The following is a 20,155-nucleotide window of genomic DNA, read 5'->3' on the forward strand; positions in this document are numbered from 1 at the left end:
CACACGAACAGGTATCAGAGGGAATTTGTAGCCAATGATAAGTCCTCCAGCCCAATCAAGTTCATCACCTATTTCCCAGTTATCCACATAACCCAGATTAAGGTTATTGAGCAGAACTTCCACGTAAAGCTTTTTATAAGGGTTCAGCCGGAGTGAGATACTGTTGATCTTATATACTGATGAGCTACGGTCATATTCATGCAGTCCTAGAAAGCTGTCTATTCCACCAATATAAAAGGGATCATAGGGGATAGCATTATTGAAATAAGAGCCATATTCAAATTTATAACGTAAGGAAAGGTGCTGTGCTAAGGGATGGATCATTTCAAATTTATGAAGACTTTTTTGATATTTCCCATTATCTCCATCGTCACTTTTCGCTACAGTATATTTACTGATCAGCTTAATCCCTTTCATCCCAAAAACCAGATCATCAAGTGTCTCAAAATATAGCTTGGCCCCTCCACCCCAGGAGAGAAAGTAAGGTTCATCAAGTTTTTCTCCGCCAATATCTTGATAAATTTTCTTATTATAAAGGAAGCTATAGAATTCCAGAATTAGCGATTTATGGAAGAAAAATCCCAGTCCATCTGTAAAGCCTGTTTCCACAGCTTCAACGCTTTTCAGTTTCATAAAATCATCATCATATTCATAGATCGGGATTTCACTTATATAGGGAAAAAGATGGTAATACAAACCAAAATCATGACCAAAATTCTTGATATAATCCAGGCAGAATTTATTGTTCTTTCCGATCTCCAAAGATCCGATAAGCCTCGAATTAGGTTGGATACTGTTTTTATGATCAGATAAAAGCCGCATAGTGATATTATCAGTAATATTGTAAGACAGGTTCATTTTAACATAAGAACGGTGCCTTTCCATAACCTTCACTATCAGATAAAAACCATCATCAACACGGTTGATCACGGGATAGATCATCTGGAATAGGTCTGTGTTATAGGCACGGCGAAAGGCAGTGCTGATCTGGGCTTTGCTGTAACTGTGCCTGGCTTTGAGTCCAAGGTAGTTGAGGATTTCAGTTTTCTTTAAATATTTATTTCCCTGTATCTCGATTTTTCTCAGGGTTATCCTTGTAGCAATTTCAGTTTTGGGTTCAGGTTTACTTTCGAGTCTGGTAAGTCCGGTAAGCTGAGGTAATGCAGCACGGGCTGCCCTTTCTCCTGCATCAATGATCTCTTTTATTGCATCAAATCTGAGCATTGCATATTCTGAAAGGTCAGGTTCTATTATTATATCACAATCTTCTAAACTGGATTGAATATTTGATCTCATAGATACACCGGCAGTTTGTTCCAGCACATCCAGCACGCCGTGAATATCAGCAGATTGTTTAAGAGATGAATTTGTTTTAATCCCAATTATCAGATCGGATCCCATCTCTCTAAGCGGCTCTGTGGGCAGGTTCATCAATATCCCACCATCAATATAAAGCTTGTCATCTAATTTGAAGGGTTGAAGAAGGGTTGGAAAACAGAAAGAAGCAAATATTACTTCATGAAGATTTCCATGGTCAAATACTTTTGTTACTCCATTAACTGCATCCGTAGCAGGAATTCGTAGTGGTATGTTTAGTTTATTGAAATCTTTGCTGGTACATGATCCCCACGTCAGGTTGAATAATTCATTGATAATACCATTACCGGGAGTCACACCTTCTGGAAGAATTGGAGTAAGGTTCTGCAGTCTTAAAGAAAGATTGCTTTCATCCTGCCAGTGTTTGAAACTTATCGGTTTGCTCTTACGCTCAACCTGATCATTGATAAGCGCCTGCCAATCAATTTTAAGCACCAGATCTTCTATTTCTGCTCCGCTATATCCACAGGCATACAGGCTGGCAATAAGTGCTCCAGTGCTTGTTCCAGCTATCTGATCTATCTTGATCCCTTCTTCATCAAGAACTTTCAGTACACCAATATGTGCAAATCCGCGTGCACCTCCACCGGAAAGTGCTAAACCAGTTCCAGCTCCATAAATAAGTATGGAACCAACCAGCAAGATCAATATTATTATATGTTTCTTCATTTATTCACCATAATTAGTATCGAATAAAAAACTAAGGTGTTTTTAGGCAATAAAAAAATCTTCTGGGGCACATGTAGCTTAATCATCCTTGATTAAGTGATTCGTATATTAATCATTCTTTAATGGTCAATCAGGGATGATTTACCTACATGGGTTTCCACAGGAACGGAGAATTCTCCGTTCCTGTGAATATTAGTACAAATTATCTCAAGATAGGAATAAAAAGCTCATATTCCGAATTATCAGACTGCTCTGCATCATAACGGTTATCATAGAAATTCAGTTCATCTGCAGGAGCAAATTCATGATCTACGCTGCTGATCCAGTCCAGACAGATATAACGGTATGTCTTTCCCAGATTGCTCAGATTACCAGGATGAGTGAATACTGCATAACGCTGTGCTGATACCTGATACTTCTCCAATCCTTCGGGAACATTATCTTCATTTTTTGCCAGGTAACCAACCATATACCACCATTCATCTTCAGGCGCTGGCTGCTGTTCAAAAAATCTGGGGTCATGAAAGCATATTCCCACGATAGTTTCGTCGCTGGTAAAATTGTTTTTTTGGTTTAATTCCCGGAATTCTGCAATCATCCGGTCGATAGTTTTAGAAGTCTCACTGCTTCTCACTTTCTGTTTTCTGCCGATTACGGTTAACGGGGGCATTTCTTTGATTTGGTATTTCACCATGTATCCTCCTTGATCAGGGAGGCAGATCTGCACTCTCATTTTTGGTATATAATAAATCAATTGATTTTGCTTTCGATATTCCTGAGGGGTTAGTTTAAATTGCTTCTTAAATGCTCGGATGAATGCTTCCACAGAGGTAAAACCATATTTCTCTGCCAGATCATAGATGTATGCTTCACCTTCTAGCAATTCCCGGGCAGCTTCTGAAAGTCTTCTCTGGCGGATATAGCCCTTCAGCGTATAACCAGTAAATCCCGCAAATACCCGCATGAAGTGATAAAGCGAAAGCCCCGCCCGCTCTGCGATGTCTTCCAGCTCAATCCCCTGCAAGAGTCTCTGCTCCATAAAATTCACGCTGCTCTGCAATATTCTCTGATAATCCGCCATTTCTACCCTCATTGACTTTTTTTGCTTATACCTGAATCGTAATAACCTGTCAATTTTTCTATTTATTTCGTAGCTTAATCGTCCTCGATTAAGTTTTTTATTACAAATCAATCAGGGACGATTGATCTACGTGTAGGAAAAACTTACTATAATATCTGAAATATTATTTTCCAAGATATGTGATTTATGTCCGATGGTATCGTATATAAATAGCATTATATGAAAGATAGTATCGGATGATAAGTGAATTGCTTTATCATTCCTGATTAAGTAATTGTGTAGCTTAATCGTCCTCGATTAAGTTTTTTATTACAAGAAATCAATCAGGGACGATTGATCTACGAAGTATTTCCATTCTTCCCAATACTTTACAAGTCCGGCTTTTACCGGATTATTCTTTATATAGTTGAACTGATAATTATAATCATCATCATCACGAATCATGTGATCATAATGTCCATGCTGCCAGAATTGTCCTTTCCTGCACAATTTCTTATTGCATTCTCTGGCCGTGAAACCTTTTAAAGAATGCATAATTTCTGCAATGGGAAACCGGCATTCAGCTTTCATAGCAGGTTCTAATATCAAATGCAGATGATTAGGCATGATAGTTAAACAGTGGAGCAGATACTTTTTCTTATCGAGGAATAAGACAGAATTTTTCACGATTTCCGATATTTCAACATTCCTCAGCCAATCAGCATTACTTTGATATTTATCAATAAAGTTGTCAAACTCTTCAAAATATTTTCGTTTAAACTCAAAGGTGTAATTCTCTTTTTCTTTTCCTGATAGTTGCTCAGAAATTTTATCAAATTCTGTTTTTTCTGCTTTCAATTGTGCTAATATAATTCTCGGAAGACTAAATGCTAATCTGAAAGAAATTGCAAATACTGCACCTTCAGGTTGATAATGAGGTAAATTATTACGATAAAATTCCTTATATTTTAGTTTTGACATATTCAATCTATAAGAAGATGTGTTGTTTTTGTCAATAAATGATTTATGGAAGTAGCTTAATCGTCCTTGATTAAGTATTTTTTTTACAAGAAATCAATCAGGGACGATTGATCTACAATGAAAACTTCGTCGAAATGACTGGAATATTTAATAATGAAATACCTGATTAAGGGGTATGTAGCTTAATCGTCCTCGATTAAGTATTTTTTTTACAAGAAATCAATCAGGGACGATTGATCTACGTATCAGGTAATGTTCACTACTTCAACAAAGTAATCTTATTCACTTTTACATCTGCTCCATTAGAAATTCTGCAAAAGAATATCCCACTGGCACATTGCTTGCCAGATTCATCTTCTCCATTCCAGAAAACAGTATGTTCTCCTTCACTGACCTTATCCTTAATAAGAGTTTTCACTTTTCTCCCTTTCAAATTGTAAATAGCGATTTCAGTTATCTGCGTGTCATCTGACGTTGTGTAATATATCTTTGTCTCCGGATTAAAAGGATTGGGATAATTACTAAGTGCAAGACCAGTATTCGGGATACATTCTTCTACATTTTCAACTGGATAATATTCCCAGGCACCCATATCAGGTGCAGAACCAAAATACTCGCTCTCATCCATGTCAACCAATACTTCACCTTCATATTCAAAATAGGCTATGCCTGCATTTAGGCAGGGAGAGTTATTCGTTAGATTATAATCTGTTTCTGGATTTACAAAGTCCGGATTGGTGTTGAGATTTCCTGCCAGCCAGTTTACAAATCCGCCGTCGTTAGTCACGATCTCTTCCTGACCTCCTTCGATATCCGAATAGGCAATGGTGATGTAGTTATCTAAATTTTGATTAGTAGCAAAATAGACTTGCTCAGGAAGATTATTCCATAAAATACTGTTTACCAGAACAGGATAGTTTTCCTCTTCACAATAAATTCCTCCGCCCATTAATGCCTGATTGTTTGCCATGGTAACATTCACTAATTGCGGATGGCAGAGGGAAATACAGGCAATACCTCCTCCTTTTTCCGTGCTGGTATTGTTTATAAGAGTAACTTTTTCCAGACGTGGGGATGACGTCCCATCACAATACATCCCGCCCCCAGATTCCGTGGCAGTATTATTTCTAAGCGTTACTTCCCTGAAAACCGGACTGGAATTTTCCAGATAAACTCCACCACCCCTGATATCACATCCACCTTGAAGAGTCACTCTGCTAACCTGGCAGTTATTAGTATTGTAAAAGGTCATTACACTATTACTGCCAGTGGCATCAAGGATAACATTCTGCTGGGATTCGCCTTCTAAGAACACATTATCAGGCAGATTAACCGGGAAACTCTCACCATTAGAATAATAACTGTAATTCCCATTTGCCAGATGAATAATTGATGTTTCATCATTTTGGGGCAAAAGGCAGTTGCAGGCATAATATATTGTTTTCAATGGTTCTTCTGCTGATAATCCGCTATTCATATTATCACCATCAGGAGATACATAAAGGTCTGCACTTATCTGTTCTATTATACCATTTTGAATTGAGATATCAAAATTACTTAGATCAGTAATGTGATAGCTGCTGGGCTCTAAAACCGTAAATGTATCAATAGCGATATTCACGTATTCCTGGGAATATAGTTCATTACCATTACCGCGTAATCCTATGTTATTCAGATAGATACTACAAAGGTTTGTAATGCTGAAATCCGGATTAGAGTTTCGGAAAAATATTCCTCCTCCCAGTTCTGCCTGGTTCTCAGTTATTGTCACGCCAGCCAGCAGGGCGTATGAATCCCAAATATAAATTCCACCTCCGAGAGTAAAACTTCTATTATTAGCTATCATCACATCTTCCAGATAGGCGTTCTGGTTTCCCATAAATGTGATCCCTCCGCCTTTATCACTTACATTATCTCTGATTTCAGAATTGGTTATGTGCAAATTAGCATTATGGCTATATATACCGCCACCACTTATTCGGGCAGAATTACCAGCTATCACTACACTGTCCATAGTCACTTCTGTAACTGGATAGTGCCCAAGATATAATCCACCCCCATTAATGGCAGTATTATTCAATATTTCCACATGATCCAAAACCAGTTCACCTTCTTCAATGAAACACACACCGCCGCCAGATGAATAAAAATGATCAATATAAACATTATTACTTATTACTTCGCAATTTTGCATAGTGATAATGTCACAGTTCTGAGCATATATTCCTCCACCGTGACACCCGGATAGATTATCTGAGATTATAACGTTCTCTAATTCCATGGTTGAGACTAAACATTGCATTCCTCCGCCAGTATAAGAACTGCTGTTATTCCTGATCTCTGAATTGCTGAGAGCTGCATTAGAACAGTCATTCATGAATATTCCACCGCCCCACATTGTAGCTGTATTATTATAGATAATCAAGCTCTCCATCTGGATTGAATTACAGCTCTCGCAGTAAATACCACCACCTGAATAAGAGTTCGCACTACAGTTATAAATCGTTAGATGATCAAGCATGGGGCTTGCTTCCAGGCAGTAGATTCCACCACCTAAACTGCTAAAGCCATTGATCAGTGTGAAACCGCTTAAAACTGAAGTTGAAGTTTCTGAATTGCAGAATGTTACTACGCTATCGTTGTAAAAAGCATCTATCACAGTTTGTGAAATATAACTGGTGTCTTGAGTAGTATAAAATAAAGAAGCTACTGTTATCGTTTTACCGAGGAAATTAATACATTCAGTATATGTGCCAGGAGATACAATAACCTGATCACCATCTTCAGACTCATTAATTGCTTCCTGAATAGCAGGATAATCATCAGGTACATAGATCGTCTCTGCCAGCAGAAATAATTGACTAATAATAAATATCCATGTTAGTATCTGCTTCATAATTACTCACTCATTATTTCATCAACATTATCTTCTTTATTACTTTCTCTTTTTCACTTAGCAGTTTTACCAGATAGACACCAGAACCTACAGGTTGCCCAGTCTTATTTCTGCCATCCCAGATTATTTTATTCTCCCCTGCTGCCATAACTTCATCCACAAGCGTCTTCACTCGTTGACCTTTCAAATTGTAAACTGCTAATTTAACGTGTTCATCCTCTGGTAGGTTGAATACCAATTGTGTCTCTGGATTAAAAGGATTAGGATAATTATTAAGTGCAAGACCTGTATTCGGGATACATTCTTCTCCACTATCAACCGGATAATATTCCCAGGCCCCCATATCAGGTGCAGAACCAAAATACTCGCTCTCATCCAGATCAACTAACACTTCGCCTTCATATTCAAAGTAGGCTGTTCCAGCATCAATACAGGGAGAATCTTCTAAAAGAGAAAAATCTGTTCCGGGAAATGTGAACATGGGATCACTATCAATATTTCCATCGAGCCAGTCAATTATGCATTCCTCAATAGTCACTATATTTTCATAACCACCTTGCAGGTCAGTGTGAGCGATCATCAGAATTGATGGTATCCAGCTTGAAGAAAATATAATAGGTCCATCACCCCATAATATACTATTAACCAGATTAAAATCAGAACGATAGCTGTAAATACCTCCGCCTTGATTAGCAAAATTATTAGTAATTGTAGCATTTATAAGATTATTGGTATCAGCGTGGTAGCTGAATATCGCGCCCCCTCTATCTGCGGAGTTATTGGTTAGAGTCACATTACTAAGTTGGAGTGATCCTCCATAGCTGATATCAATTCCACCACCAGTATCTTCTGCACTATTTCCTTGTATAAGCACATTGTGCAAACTGAGTGTTGACGAAAAGCTCTTAATGCCGCCCCCATTTTCTGCTTCACCATTGCAAATAGTGATATCAGAGATACTTACACTGTCTGCATTATCAAGAGCTATTACCCCGGCAAAACCCAAAGCGTCTAAAATAGTAGTTTGCTGACTTTCACCTGTTAATGATACATAACTGGGTAAACTCACTGGAAAATATTCTTCATTGGTAAGGGGACTATATGTGCCCTCTGCCAGATAAATATTGTGAGGATTGTCAGAACTTGCCTGCATTACCATGGAAGCATGCAATATTGTTTTAAAGGGTTCTTCTGCATTAATACCGCTATTTGAATTATCCCCATCAGGTGATACATAAAGATCACTGTCTATCTGTTCATATACTACATTCTGGATATCAAAACTAAACATGTTGCAAGGGCAGGCATGAAAATCAGTAGGGTTCATGACTGTGAAAGTATCAACTATTACCTGGATTATATCTTCATAGGCAAAATAGAATAAATCGCAGCCGTTATCCCGTTCTATAGAGTTATTCAAATAGATATTACAGCGGTTTTCAGGATCAAAAACTGGAGTTGCCATCGATGCTATATAGAAACCTCCTCCCGCACCTCCCCGGTTATTAGTTATGTTCACTCCTGACAATAGGAGACTACCTTCTTGAAGATAAATTCCACCCCCATATGAGGAGCATTGATTATTTCTAATGCTCACATTTTCCATCAGAGCAGGTGGACTGAGGGCATATATCCCACCACCAAACTCATCAGAGGTATTGTTAGTGATTGTGACATTAGAAAGAGAAGGGCAAGATGAAGAGCGTAAATATATACCTCCGCCATCTCCCAGAGCACGATTGTTATCAATGATCACGTTGCTGATCAGCGGGTTAGAGGAAAACTCGCAACAAATCCCTCCTCCAAGAAGGGTTGTATTATTTCTGATAATTACATTATTGATCACGGGATTTGAATTATGGCCGCAAAAAATTCCACCTCCCTGTGAATATGTAAACAGGTAAATATTATTTTCTATGATCAGGTCTTCCAGAAGCGGAGAGGAATAATCACAGTGAATACCCCCACCATAAGTAGCTCGACCGTGGGTAATCGTCAGGTTATTTGCTCCACTATTATTAGATTCCACAAAACTAAGTACTCCCGCAGTGCTGTCGGCATCAAGTATTGTATTTTCCATAGAAGCACCAGATATTGTTATATTTTCAGGTACCCCAATAGGGAAAAAATCTCTATTAGTAGAAGGTGAATAGGTGCCCTCAGCGATCCAGACAGTGTGCAGATTAAGGCTGTCTGCCTGAATGATCGAGGTGGCAAGTGAAATTGTCAACAGAGGCTCTTCTGCACTATACCCACTATTAAGGTCATTTCCATCAAGTGATACATAGATGTCACAATTTATCAATTCATGTAAGGGAGTTAATATATCAAAACTGAAATTCTCGATCGGTGCTGCCTGACTTGTGGTAGGTTCATCTACAGTGAATGTATCCACTATCACATCTATTAGCACATCAGAATAGATATCACACGCATAGCTGCTGTGATTGTTAAAAACACTGCTGCGGTTATCAGTACTAAAGGTAAGTTCGGTTTCTGCATAACAGCAGATACCCCCACCTTTTTCTGGAGCAAAATTCCCCTGAATATTTACATCTTCCAAATGCAGACTGCTGTTGCTGATCTTGATTCCCCCGCCAAACCAGTAGGCATCATTATCTCTGATAGTAACTCCTACCAGATTAACCTCACAATTATTATTGATATAAATCCCTCCACCTTCATGATCCGCAAAATTATTTTCTATGACTACGTTTTCTATCTGGACATTACTATCATTGATTATATGAATACCCCCACCCATATAGGTATCGGCACTATTACCAGTGATGATTAGATCAGTGATAACTGGACTGGAATATTCGCAATGAATTCCTCCACCACAGGAAGCATTTCCATTTGTTATAGTAAAACCCGTTAAAACCGATTCTGGTGTTTCGCCATTTTCAAAACATACTACATGACTTGCTCCACCACCATTGATAACAGTATCCGATATATAACCAGGTTCCTGGGTTGTATAATACAAAGAAGCCACAGTTATTGCCTTACCAAAGAAGCTTATATTCTCAAAATAAGTTCCAGGAGAGACTAGTACAAGGTCACTATCTTCAGATGCATTAATAGCTTCCTGAATTGCAGGGTAATCATCAGGGACATAAATCGTCTCAGCAAGCAGAAATAATCCGCTCATAATAATTAAAAAAAATAAACCTTTTTTCATAATTTCCTCCGTAGATTCATCCAAATAATCCTATATTCATTTAACGCCATTGAAAATAAATCTGTCAAGAAGATTAATTACAAATGAACTTAGTTAATAATGTTTACAATGTTCACTTCGTTCACAATAAAAAAGCCAGGAAATAAGTATGATGACTGGTCATAAAAAAAAATACCACCGCTAACTTGCGATGGTAATTTATTAACTAACCTTTTATATCAATGATTCTGCTAATTGGTTAAAAATTAGAACCCAACGTAAATCCCAATTTAATTCTGCTGTTAGAATATTCTTCATCAATGTCATTTCTCCAACCATCATAATCAAAACTTTCTTCATAATTAAGGAAAGAATATGCTCCATAAATACCTAAGGTAGTCTGAGGTCCCATCTTCAATCCGAATCCTACTGTAAAGCCCATCTCTGTTAATGGTTTTTCATCATAAACTCCTTCCCAATCATCGTCAATTTCTAACAATTCATAGATAGGTACGCTTTGCATAAAAAATCCTAACCGAAAAAGAGATTCTGAACCAGTTTCTAATCCCGCTCTCAAAGAATAGCCATTATCAGAATCTTCATACAAATCATAAGTTTCATTACCTTCTTCTATCTCGTAATTACTTAAACCTCGTGTCAGATATTCAAGATATAACTTTACTCTGTCATTGGGTTTCATCTCCATAGCTAAGCCAAATTCAGATGGTATTATGATATCATCTTCATCTTTATCACCATCATCATATTCATATTCATCGTTCAGCGTGATACCTGTTCTTAACCTTACACCGATAGTCATCTTCTCATTAAGTATATAAGCTCCACCTAATGTAAAAAAAGTTCCGGTTAATGTTCCTTCATAATCGTATTTATCTATCTCTCCTTCAATATTTTCTTCAGTCTCTACTGAATAGGTACTTAAAAATGGAAAACTTAACGAAATACCTCCATACATTTTCTCCTGATAACACACTCCACCACCCAAAACCAATGTGTTATATCCTCCGTGAGCATTTCTATCAACCTCATACGTATAATCATCATCGTTGTTTTCATAGTGATAATTATAACTTAGATCATAGTATGTCCTATAACCAACTCCAAAGCCGATCTTCATATCCTGAGAGTTTGTCATTTCGTAAGGCATTCCAAATGATAACCCATTTATTTTAAAATGAAATGGATATTCTCTTTCATATGTTTCACTATCATATCCTTCAATATCTTCAGTATTTTCACTTTTACCAAACTTTGCCAGGCAACTTAGCTGAAAATTTTTACTGTCTAAGCGACTTAACATTGCAGGATTATTAAAAATATAATTCGCTCCACTTGAAGATAATATTGAAGTACTTCCAAGTGCTTCTGCCCTTGCGTCAATTATTCCTGGTTCAAAAGGGTGTAAGGCATAATTACCATACTGCCCAAATAAACCTGCACAAATGCACATAACAAACAATAAAAAAATTACATTAATTCTCATCTTTTCCTCCACAATTTGTTTTTTAATCTAAAGTCTTCTTAACATTTACTAAATTATTGATAAGAAATAAGTTATATTACTTTGAAACACTTTAACTACCTGCTAACTGAAAAAATATTGTCTTAATGTCTTATGGAACAATAAATTAAAAGGAGCCAAAATGCCTTATAAATGTCATTCTTCAATGTGAGTTTCATTATGAATACTCACATGATGAAATGAATACCCCACTTGTCATGGAATATTCCGAAATGTTTTCTCATCTTGATTTGAGCGGTATTAAACGTTATTCCTCAGGATGTTGATTATCAACGCCATAGTTGAACATGCTCAAAATCACATATTCGCTTATAAAGACCTGTTTTATTATTCAAAAAATAATAAAAATTACAAACAAGAAATAGATTTTTCTGTTCTTATATTTTGCTTGCATTATCATTGCTAAATTCTCACTCTATTTTTCTGCTTATTTTTGCAGAACTCTTTATAAATTATTGATATCGATTATTAATGAAAACCTTAATACTTACAGGTAGAATAGTAATCTTTTATTCGTGAGTTTGTTCTGGTATAATATCTTAAAAAACGGATCTTTCGGGAAATATTTAATAATTCTATCGCTATTAATCAATTTAATAATCCCTCCCAATAATTCTTCATTACACACATTTTTAATCATGTTCGAGCTTATGTAAAAACAGAAGAATATTAATTATTCTGTCAATTAAAATCACAAAATAAAGATAGTGAACAAACTTCTTATCCTCAAATTATTAGCTTATGTCCAAATCTTTATAACTGATATAGTAACGATCTGTATGTTACTCAAAGGTGGATAACAAATAATATTTTGTCATAATAGTTAAACAAAAATATATTTTGCCAAACAGTTATACTCTTTCATTTTTGTCAGTGGCAGAAATTTGAAAAACCCCAAAAACGATAGAATAGATTATTGCAGAGATCAGCCTGTTGGCAGATGAATAAATAAGCATATCCTCAAAAATCTTTCTCATTTTCTAATAAAAAAGCCCGGGCAAAAATCCGGGCTTTATATTATTCCTCAGCACGCATAAGCGTGCATTTACGACTCACTTTTCACGACTCACATCTCACGACTAACTATTTAACTATTCCCATATTATGTCACTATGTAATCTCTTTTTAAAGAAATCTTCTTAATCAAAGGATTCTAAATAACATTACTCAGCATTTTTCCCACCTTTTCTGGTAAATTAATTCTTGGATCTCCAAATTTACCATCCAGATAATCCTGACCTAATAGCTTTATCCATTCTCTTTCAATATCAAATCTGCCTATCTTCAAATAATAAACCCCAGCATTCTCAATCACTTTTAAATCTGATAAAACTATATTAAATTGCTCTTTTTCACCTTTCAATTCAATTATTACAATGACACGCTTATTATCAAAATCAAGCTGATGATCAATCAATCTACCATTACTTGATAGATACTTATTACATTGTTTAGTAATTATTTTGATATGTGATTTATGTAGCTTAATCGTCCCCGATTGAGTGATTTAAAAATGATCAATCGGGGACGATTGATCTACGACGTATTCCGATGCTTTACAAGTTCGGTTTTAATATGATGATTCCTATGAGTACTTTGTCGGAATTTAGTTTTTCTTCTTCCCAGCACGTTTTCTTAATGTATCTATTTTTACATCTTTTCTAACATTTCTTCCTTTTTTGGATTTCAAAACATCATTCTGTTTATCTTTAGGAATCCCTGCTCTTTCCAGAACACTCCCTAATTTTGCATCACTTCTAATTTTACGAGCCATTATTAAACCTCCATTCACGATATGCCTGTAAATCATTCTCTATTAGAAGGAGACATATTCCAATCACAAAGGCATCATCAATGTAACCGATTACGGGAATAAAATCTGGTATCACGTCAATGGGGCTAAGTAGATAGACTAAAGCAAATGTAACCGAAGCAATTACCCACCAGGGGACTTCTTTATATTTCCCCTTAATATAATCTGTCAGCATCTGCAACATCACTAAAATATCCTCAAGATACCTTCCCAATACAGGTATTTTCCTAAACATTTCTAAAATCTTTTCTGATTTCGAGATTACTCTTTCTACGTCATCAGTCGTAATCTTTTCGGCTCCCTTGGTAACAAATTCTTCATTAATTTTGCTTTTAGCAATTTCAATCCTTTCATCTTCTGACATGTATCCTCCTATTTAATAGGTATTTCCCTTTGTTCTGCCAGCTTTATTTTACCGGCAATACATAGCAAGGCTCTCACTCCATAAGTCTTTCCGTATTCAGTGTATAATTCAATATATTTCTCAATTGACTTATTCTTTTTACTCATAAATAGATGCATTAAAAGTTGGATTAATATACTGGGAGTCATAACATTATATGCTATTATTGATGTTGATGATAAGTTAAACATTCTCCAGAATATAAACCTATTTTCCAAATACTTCAGATGTTTTGTACTGCCTGATAGCATTAATATCAAACTATAAAGTATAGTTCCTTCTTTAATTTCTTTGGTTTTAGTTGCTTTTTCGTACAGCCAGGCTAATGTTTCTAGAAGCAAACTGTCTTGTTCCTTCATTTCCAAAGGCTCTTTTCCTTTATGTTCATCTTCCCAGCGGACAATTGTTGCTTCACTCACTTCCAGCATAGCTGCCAGGTTCTTTCTTGTAAGATTCATCTCTAATCTAAAATTCTTTAATTTTTCAGGACTCAAAATTCCACTCCTTCTATTTAAACTGTGACCATTCCAAAAAATATAAATAGATTTGTCAAGAAAATATATTGTCAATAGAAATAGAAATATTGTCCTGACAATATAATATTCTGTTAAATGACACTTTGATTCTCAAATTGTTAGCTTATTTATCGAATTTTCATTACCGATATAGTAACGATCTGCATGTTACTCAAAAGAAGATGACAAATAATTTTTTGTCATAATATTTAACAAAATATTTTTTGCCAAAAAGATATACGCTTTTTATTTTTGTCAGTAGCAGAAAGAATAAAGTCAAAAAAAGTAAAGGAGATTATTATCGAGATCAACCTGATGTCAGATAAATATAAATAAGCATATCCTCAAAAATATTTCAGATTTCCTAATAAAAAAAGCCCGGACAAACATCCGGGCTTTAAATTATTCCTCAGCACCCTTATGCGTGCAGTCTTTCATTCAAAATTCAACACTCAAAACTTGTCCGCCTTTGGTGGATTCAAAATTGCTTCACAATCCCCAGCCATGCCTGAACATGAGGACTTACAGCCACGATCAATCCGGCAAACACGATACTTACCATACTCATAAGCTTGATCAGGATATTGATAGAAGGTCCTGTAGTATCTTTGAAGGGATCGCCAACTGTATCACCTACAACGCAAGCTTTATGAGCATCTGAGCCCTTTCCGCCTTTCTGTCCGGTTTCAATGAATTTCTTGGCATTATCCCAGGCACCACCAGCGTTATTCATCATGCAGGCAAGAGCAAATCCTGCTACGAGTCCGCCAGTGAGTACACCAAGTACTCCTGCAACTCCCAAGATCACACCTACGATAACTGGTGTAAAAATTCCTACCATTGCCGGAGCAACCATTTCTTTCTGAGCTCCCACGGTTGAGATCATTACGCATCTCTTATAATCTGGTGTTGCTTTTCCTTCCAGGATTCCCGGGATTTCTTTGAACTGGCGTCTAACTTCTGCCACCATAACTCCCGCAGCTTTTCCCACACTGCGCATGGTCATTGATGAAAAGAGGAATACAGCCATTGTTCCTAAGAATATACCCACAAGAAAACGCGGGTTCATCAGGTTAACTTCATAATAAGAAATGAAATTTGCAATCGAAGCAGTAGCTACTGGTACGGTTTCTTTAAGTTTATCACTGTAATTTATCACCAGGTCAGGTATATCCTGCATTTGTAATCCGATCCTTACTTCTTCCAGATAGGCAGCCATAAGTGCCATTGCCGTGAGGGCAGCACTTCCGATAGCAAAGCCTTTTCCGGTAGCAGCAGTTGTGTTACCTACAGAATCCAGTGCATCAGTTTTCTTACGTACTTCAGGGGGAAGTCCTGACATTTCTGCATTACCACCCGCATTATCGGCAATAGGTCCAAAGGCATCAGTTGCCAGTGTTACGCCCAATGTTGCCAGCATACCCACAGCGCCAAATCCGATGCCATAAAGTCCAAATTCGATTCCTTCTGAAAATCCACCACAAATTGTAAATGCGGAAATAATCGCGATACCGATGATTATAAGCGGCATTGCGGCACTTTCAAGTCCTACTGCAATCCCTTCAATAATTACGGTTGCCGGTCCATATTTTGACTGTTCCACAATTTGTTTAGTCGGTTTATAATGATCAGAAGTAGAGCGTTCCGAGAAATATCCGATCAAAATACCGGCAGCCAGTCCGATCACAACTGAGAAGAATACACCGGTTGTGCTGATAACATCTGAGGGAAGGATAAATTTTGTTACGAAATATGCGGCAATCACGATAAGGATTGAACTGCCATAAACGCTCTTATTCAAAGCTGCCATAAGTTCTTTTGGTCCGGCATTTTCTTTTGAGCGAACCAGGAATACACCAATTATTGAAAGCAGGATTCCGATTCCTGCCAATATCATAGGAGCTGTTACCATCTGCATTGCTGCTTGGGGTAAGATTTCGGGCTTCATCTTTATTGCTTGAAGATAAGCTGACATTCCAAGAGCTGCTGTTGCCAATATTGAACCGCAATATGATTCATAAAGATCGGCACCCATTCCGGCTACGTCACCCACATTGTCACCTACGTTATCGGCAATAGTTGCAGGATTACGTGGATCATCTTCCGGGATTCCGGCTTCCACTTTACCCACGAGATCAGCACCAACATCGGCTGCTTTCGTAAAGATTCCTCCACCTAAACGGGCAAATAATGCCTGTGTGGATGCACCCATACCAAATGAAAGCATGATTACCGTGATGGTATGTAATTCCATATTTACTTTCTTAAGGACAAAGAACCAGATGGAAATATCGATCAATGCGAGTCCCACAACCACTAATCCCATCACAGCGCCAGCGCGGAAAGCAATCTGCAAGCCCTTATTAAGGCTGGTTCTGCACGCTGCTGTTGTTCTGTTTGATGCCATTGTTGCGGTATTCATGCCAATATATCCTGCCAGTCCGCTAAAGAAACCACCAGTTAAAAATGCCAAAGGCACTAACCAGTGCAGCACGTGCAGCAGATGAGCCATGAGATTAAATACCACAAAGGCTATAACAAAAAAGATACTTACAGCTTTATACTGCTGCTTAAGATAGGCAAAAGCACCTTCGCGTACATAACCCGCTATCTCCTGCATCCGTTCTGTTCCCGGATCCTGTTTCTTTACATTATTAAAGAAATACCAGGCAAATAATAAAGCCACTACTGCACTTACTGGTGCAATATACCACATAATCGGAATACTCATTAATCCTCCAATTCATTTTTTATATTTCGTATTTTTTCAATTCATACAATTAATTTATCTAACCGTCTGGTGTCAAGAACACAAAAAAAGGCACTTCGATGTTTGATAGACCGACTAGGGGTAGACCCAAGTGTCTGCCCTCTTTCGACAGTATTAAAACAGTAAAATCTAGGCATAAACACGGGTCTGCCCCCTAACAGAGTCTGGGGTAAAAAGCACAGCAATTTAATTTCAGGGGGATGCATGCACAAAAAAAAGCATTTTAAATTGGTTCAGTTTTGGCAGTCAAAAACTGCTAGTTTGTTAGATTGATATATCCATAAAGGGATTTACACTAATTGCTACAGGTTTCGGTTAAATCGAACTATGGAATATAAACCATCGTTGGAGGATGCAAGTTTGTGCTGCCATCATATTTCACATCTTCCAGCCAGTAATAATGAATTGTACCTGGATATAGTATATGTTGATCTGTGTAGGAATAAGATGTTGGCTCATTACAGGTTCCAGCTCCTTCAATTAGTTCTGGATTAATTTGGATGGCATCATCGAAATTATCCTCTCCAAAACCTCGATAAATGTTCCAACCTGCATTGTTGTATTCACATAAAGTTATCCAGCTCAAAACAGGATAATCACCTACTATCGTAATATTAAAATCAGAGAGAATTGTTTGATTGTCAGGATATTCTGGTATTTGTAAGCAAATTGGTCCAAAAGTTTCTGTAAACCCGTTATAACTTACAGATTCCAGCCAGTAATAGTAGGTTGCACCTCCTTCAACATAATATTCATCAGCAAAGCTATATACCGTTGGCTCAGTAGTTGTACCTGCTCCAGGGATCAGCTCTGAGTTTATCACACAAGAAAGTGATAGATCATCTGATTCTGAGCGATAGACATTCCAGCCTGCATTATTAAATTCAGATTGAGTGATCCATTGCAAAACTGGCTTATCATCTGAGTACATTGCACAAAAGGAAGACAACGTAACTGGTAATGGCGGATCAATTTCAATATTACTATCGTGCAATGTAAGACGCGTAAAGGATGGGAAATGATGATCAAATTGTATTTGATTAGTCGATGTATCGAGAATACTTAGTAATATTTGACTATTAGCTGAAACAACCAGGCTATCTTCAGGGATCTGATCCAGATTTTCCTCCAGATAGGTGATCTGGGTATTTATATCAGTTGAGTTATTATCAATATATATATTCCAGTAACCATTGTAGCATAATTCATTTTCTTGAAGTTTATTGTCAATTGCCTGTATAACAATGTTAACAGGATCAGGTTCATCAATATCAATAGTCATCAATAGATTCCCAATCCCGGGAAAGATAAATTCATGAGAGTTATGTGATGGAGCAATTAGTATTTCTGAGCTGAATATAGATGAATTCCATCTGTGTCTGCCAGGAGTTGCATCAGAACTTGAACCGGGTGATAAAAAAGTCCATTCAGAGGAACTCCAATTAAGATTGGGTAAAGAAACGTCGCTGTTCCGGGTAACAATGGTGGAGGAGTATTCCCATTGCTGTCCGGTTCCATTTTGATCGATCACTCCAAAGCAATCCACTAATATTCCACTTTCATGATCACCACCAAAATAAAGAAAATATCCGTCATTTCCATCACCTGATATCTGGCTTGATACTAAATCGTGATCTGGTACATCACTATTAAATGAAATTAAGTAAACACCTTTTGGAGGTAACGAAGCATTGAGGGAAATAGAATTCATTACAACGCCATCTTTCTGAATAGTCAAAAACCAGTTCTCAGCTTCAAAATCAATTGAATAAGTGCCTGAATTGAATAACTCTACGTACTTGTATTCAGCATCATCTGAACTATTAACTACTTCTGAGATTATAAGATTAAACTGCCGTACTGTTACATTAATAGCCTCTGATTCTTCAGTATTACCGGAAGGATCAAAAGCTATCGCCTTAATAGAATGTGTACCTGTATTATTAGTTGTGTCCCATTCATAACGATATTCTGTATCAGTAATAGAACAGAGCAATTCTTCATCCAGATAAAATTCAACTTTTTCGATCGCTTTATTATCTGATGCCTCTGCTGTGATAGAAACTATTGAACCAGTAGAAAATGTATCTCCTTCAAAAGGGTAAGTTATCGTAACTTCCGGGCATGTTGCATCAGTATCTGTAGGGTCATCACTGCAGCCAAACATTATTATTATAATTACAAAGAAATAGATTAATTTCTTCATTCAAAACCTCCCTGACGCTATTTTCCAATTTGCAATTTTTACTATTAGATATTACATTTATATTATCAAATTATACCATTTATTTGTCAATAATTTTCCTTTTAGCATTGCATCCCCATTTTTTTACTTTTCCCCCATATCAATGTTTAATACACCGACTGGTAGGGGCGGACCCAAGTGTCTGCCCTTCTTCGATAATATTAAAAAAACAGTAAATTCTGGGCAGACACCCGGGTCTGTCCCTACCAGAGTCTGGCACAAGAGCACAGCAATTTAATTTAAGGGGAATGCATGCACAAAAAAAGGGCTGCCGAAGCAACCCTTCATAATAAAAGTAGATTTATTTCAATAAGATTAATTTACCAGTTTGATACTCATTACCTGCCTGGAATCTATAAAAATAAACTCCGCTAACTGCCTTATCTGCCTGCCAGATCAGCGAATAATTTCCCCCAGACTGATATTCATTTACTAATTCTTTCACCAATTGACCCTTAATATTGTAGATATCCAGCTTCACATTGGCTGGCTCTGATAATGCATATTTAAAGCAGGTCTGTGGATTAAAGGGATTAGGAAATACTGATTGGATCCCAGTGACTTGAGGTAATCCTGCCGGATCATTATCAACCGTGAATACAGTCATATTGACTGTGATAAATATGAATTCTTCTGCCGGGTCATTGGTAGCCAGAATAATTTCCGTGCTGTATTCTCCCTCTAAAAGGTCACTGCTGTCAAAGCTGAAAATAACTTCTA

The 20,155-nt window shown here is 37.0% G+C and carries 13 protein-coding genes; all 13 read right to left on the reverse strand.

Features of this window, described 5'->3' with window-relative positions; all coding sequences use genetic code 11:
- The coding region (locus tag RAO94_05170; protein MDP8321719.1) for a patatin-like phospholipase family protein at positions 1 to 2,046 on the reverse strand (2,046 nt) is incomplete at its 3' end.
- Between the two features lie 202 nt (positions 2,047 to 2,248).
- A complete protein-coding gene (locus RAO94_05175; protein ID MDP8321720.1) occupies positions 2,249 to 3,127 on the reverse strand; it encodes an AraC family transcriptional regulator in 879 nt (292 codons plus the stop codon).
- A 309-nt stretch (positions 3,128 to 3,436) separates the two neighbouring features.
- Entirely contained in the window at positions 3,437 to 4,087 is a 651-nt protein-coding gene (locus RAO94_05180) for a transposase (GenBank protein ID MDP8321721.1), read from the reverse strand.
- Between the two features lie 259 nt (positions 4,088 to 4,346).
- On the reverse strand, positions 4,347 to 6,983 hold the full coding sequence (locus RAO94_05185) for a right-handed parallel beta-helix repeat-containing protein (GenBank protein MDP8321722.1): 2,637 nt from the start codon (positions 6,981 to 6,983) through the stop codon (positions 4,347 to 4,349).
- Between the two features lie 13 nt (positions 6,984 to 6,996).
- Positions 6,997 to 10,167, reverse strand: a complete 3,171-nt coding sequence (locus RAO94_05190) for a right-handed parallel beta-helix repeat-containing protein (protein ID MDP8321723.1) — start codon at positions 10,165 to 10,167, stop codon at positions 6,997 to 6,999.
- A 238-nt stretch (positions 10,168 to 10,405) separates the two neighbouring features.
- Positions 10,406 to 11,650 carry a hypothetical protein gene (locus RAO94_05195; protein MDP8321724.1) on the reverse strand — a complete coding sequence of 415 codons (1,245 nt, stop codon included), beginning with the start codon at positions 11,648 to 11,650 and terminating at the stop codon, positions 10,406 to 10,408.
- Positions 11,651 to 12,842: 1,192 nt separating this feature from the next.
- Positions 12,843 to 13,106 (reverse strand): hypothetical protein, encoded by a 264-nt coding sequence (locus RAO94_05200; GenBank protein MDP8321725.1) that lies wholly within the window; start codon positions 13,104 to 13,106, stop codon positions 12,843 to 12,845.
- A 189-nt stretch (positions 13,107 to 13,295) separates the two neighbouring features.
- On the reverse strand, positions 13,296 to 13,463 hold the full coding sequence (locus RAO94_05205) for a hypothetical protein (protein ID MDP8321726.1): 168 nt from the start codon (positions 13,461 to 13,463) through the stop codon (positions 13,296 to 13,298).
- Positions 13,453 to 13,866, reverse strand: a complete 414-nt coding sequence (locus tag RAO94_05210) for a YkvA family protein (GenBank protein ID MDP8321727.1) — start codon at positions 13,864 to 13,866, stop codon at positions 13,453 to 13,455. The genes RAO94_05205 and RAO94_05210 overlap by 11 nt, the downstream gene beginning before the upstream one ends.
- Before the next feature lie 8 nt (positions 13,867 to 13,874).
- Entirely contained in the window at positions 13,875 to 14,399 is a 525-nt protein-coding gene (locus RAO94_05215) for a helix-turn-helix transcriptional regulator (GenBank protein ID MDP8321728.1), read from the reverse strand.
- A 499-nt stretch (positions 14,400 to 14,898) separates the two neighbouring features.
- On the reverse strand, positions 14,899 to 17,151 hold the full coding sequence (locus tag RAO94_05220; GenBank protein ID MDP8321729.1) for a sodium-translocating pyrophosphatase: 2,253 nt from the start codon (positions 17,149 to 17,151) through the stop codon (positions 14,899 to 14,901).
- A gap of 364 nt (positions 17,152 to 17,515) precedes the next feature.
- Positions 17,516 to 19,396, reverse strand: a complete 1,881-nt coding sequence (locus RAO94_05225; protein ID MDP8321730.1) for an Ig-like domain-containing protein — start codon at positions 19,394 to 19,396, stop codon at positions 17,516 to 17,518.
- Positions 19,397 to 19,736: 340 nt separating this feature from the next.
- Positions 19,737 to 20,155 (reverse strand): T9SS type A sorting domain-containing protein (locus RAO94_05230; protein MDP8321731.1); only part of this gene is annotated, 419 nt, incomplete at its 5' end.

It is taken from the genome of Candidatus Stygibacter australis, assembly GCA_030765845.1.
Taxonomy (GTDB): domain Bacteria; phylum Cloacimonadota; class Cloacimonadia; order Cloacimonadales; family TCS61; genus Stygibacter; species Stygibacter australis.

What these genes read in the sequence shown, in the direction of transcription:
- RAO94_05175 (MDP8321720.1), bottom strand. Translation starts at nt 3,127, where the DNA reads ATGGCGGATTATCAGAGAATATTGCAGAGCAGCGTGAATTTTATGGAG.
- RAO94_05180 (MDP8321721.1), bottom strand. Translation starts at nt 4,087, where the DNA reads ATGTCAAAACTAAAATATAAGGAATTTTATCGTAATAATTTACCTCAT.
- RAO94_05185 (MDP8321722.1), bottom strand. Translation starts at nt 6,983, where the DNA reads ATGAAGCAGATACTAACATGGATATTTATTATTAGTCAATTATTTCTG.
- RAO94_05190 (MDP8321723.1), bottom strand. Translation starts at nt 10,167, where the DNA reads ATGAAAAAAGGTTTATTTTTTTTAATTATTATGAGCGGATTATTTCTG.
- RAO94_05195 (MDP8321724.1), bottom strand. Translation starts at nt 11,650, where the DNA reads ATGAGAATTAATGTAATTTTTTTATTGTTTGTTATGTGCATTTGTGCA.
- RAO94_05205 (MDP8321726.1), bottom strand. Translation starts at nt 13,463, where the DNA reads ATGGCTCGTAAAATTAGAAGTGATGCAAAATTAGGGAGTGTTCTGGAA.
- RAO94_05210 (MDP8321727.1), bottom strand. Translation starts at nt 13,866, where the DNA reads ATGTCAGAAGATGAAAGGATTGAAATTGCTAAAAGCAAAATTAATGAA.
- RAO94_05220 (MDP8321729.1), bottom strand. Translation starts at nt 17,151, where the DNA reads ATGAGTATTCCGATTATGTGGTATATTGCACCAGTAAGTGCAGTAGTG.
- RAO94_05225 (MDP8321730.1), bottom strand. Translation starts at nt 19,396, where the DNA reads ATGAAGAAATTAATCTATTTCTTTGTAATTATAATAATAATGTTTGGC.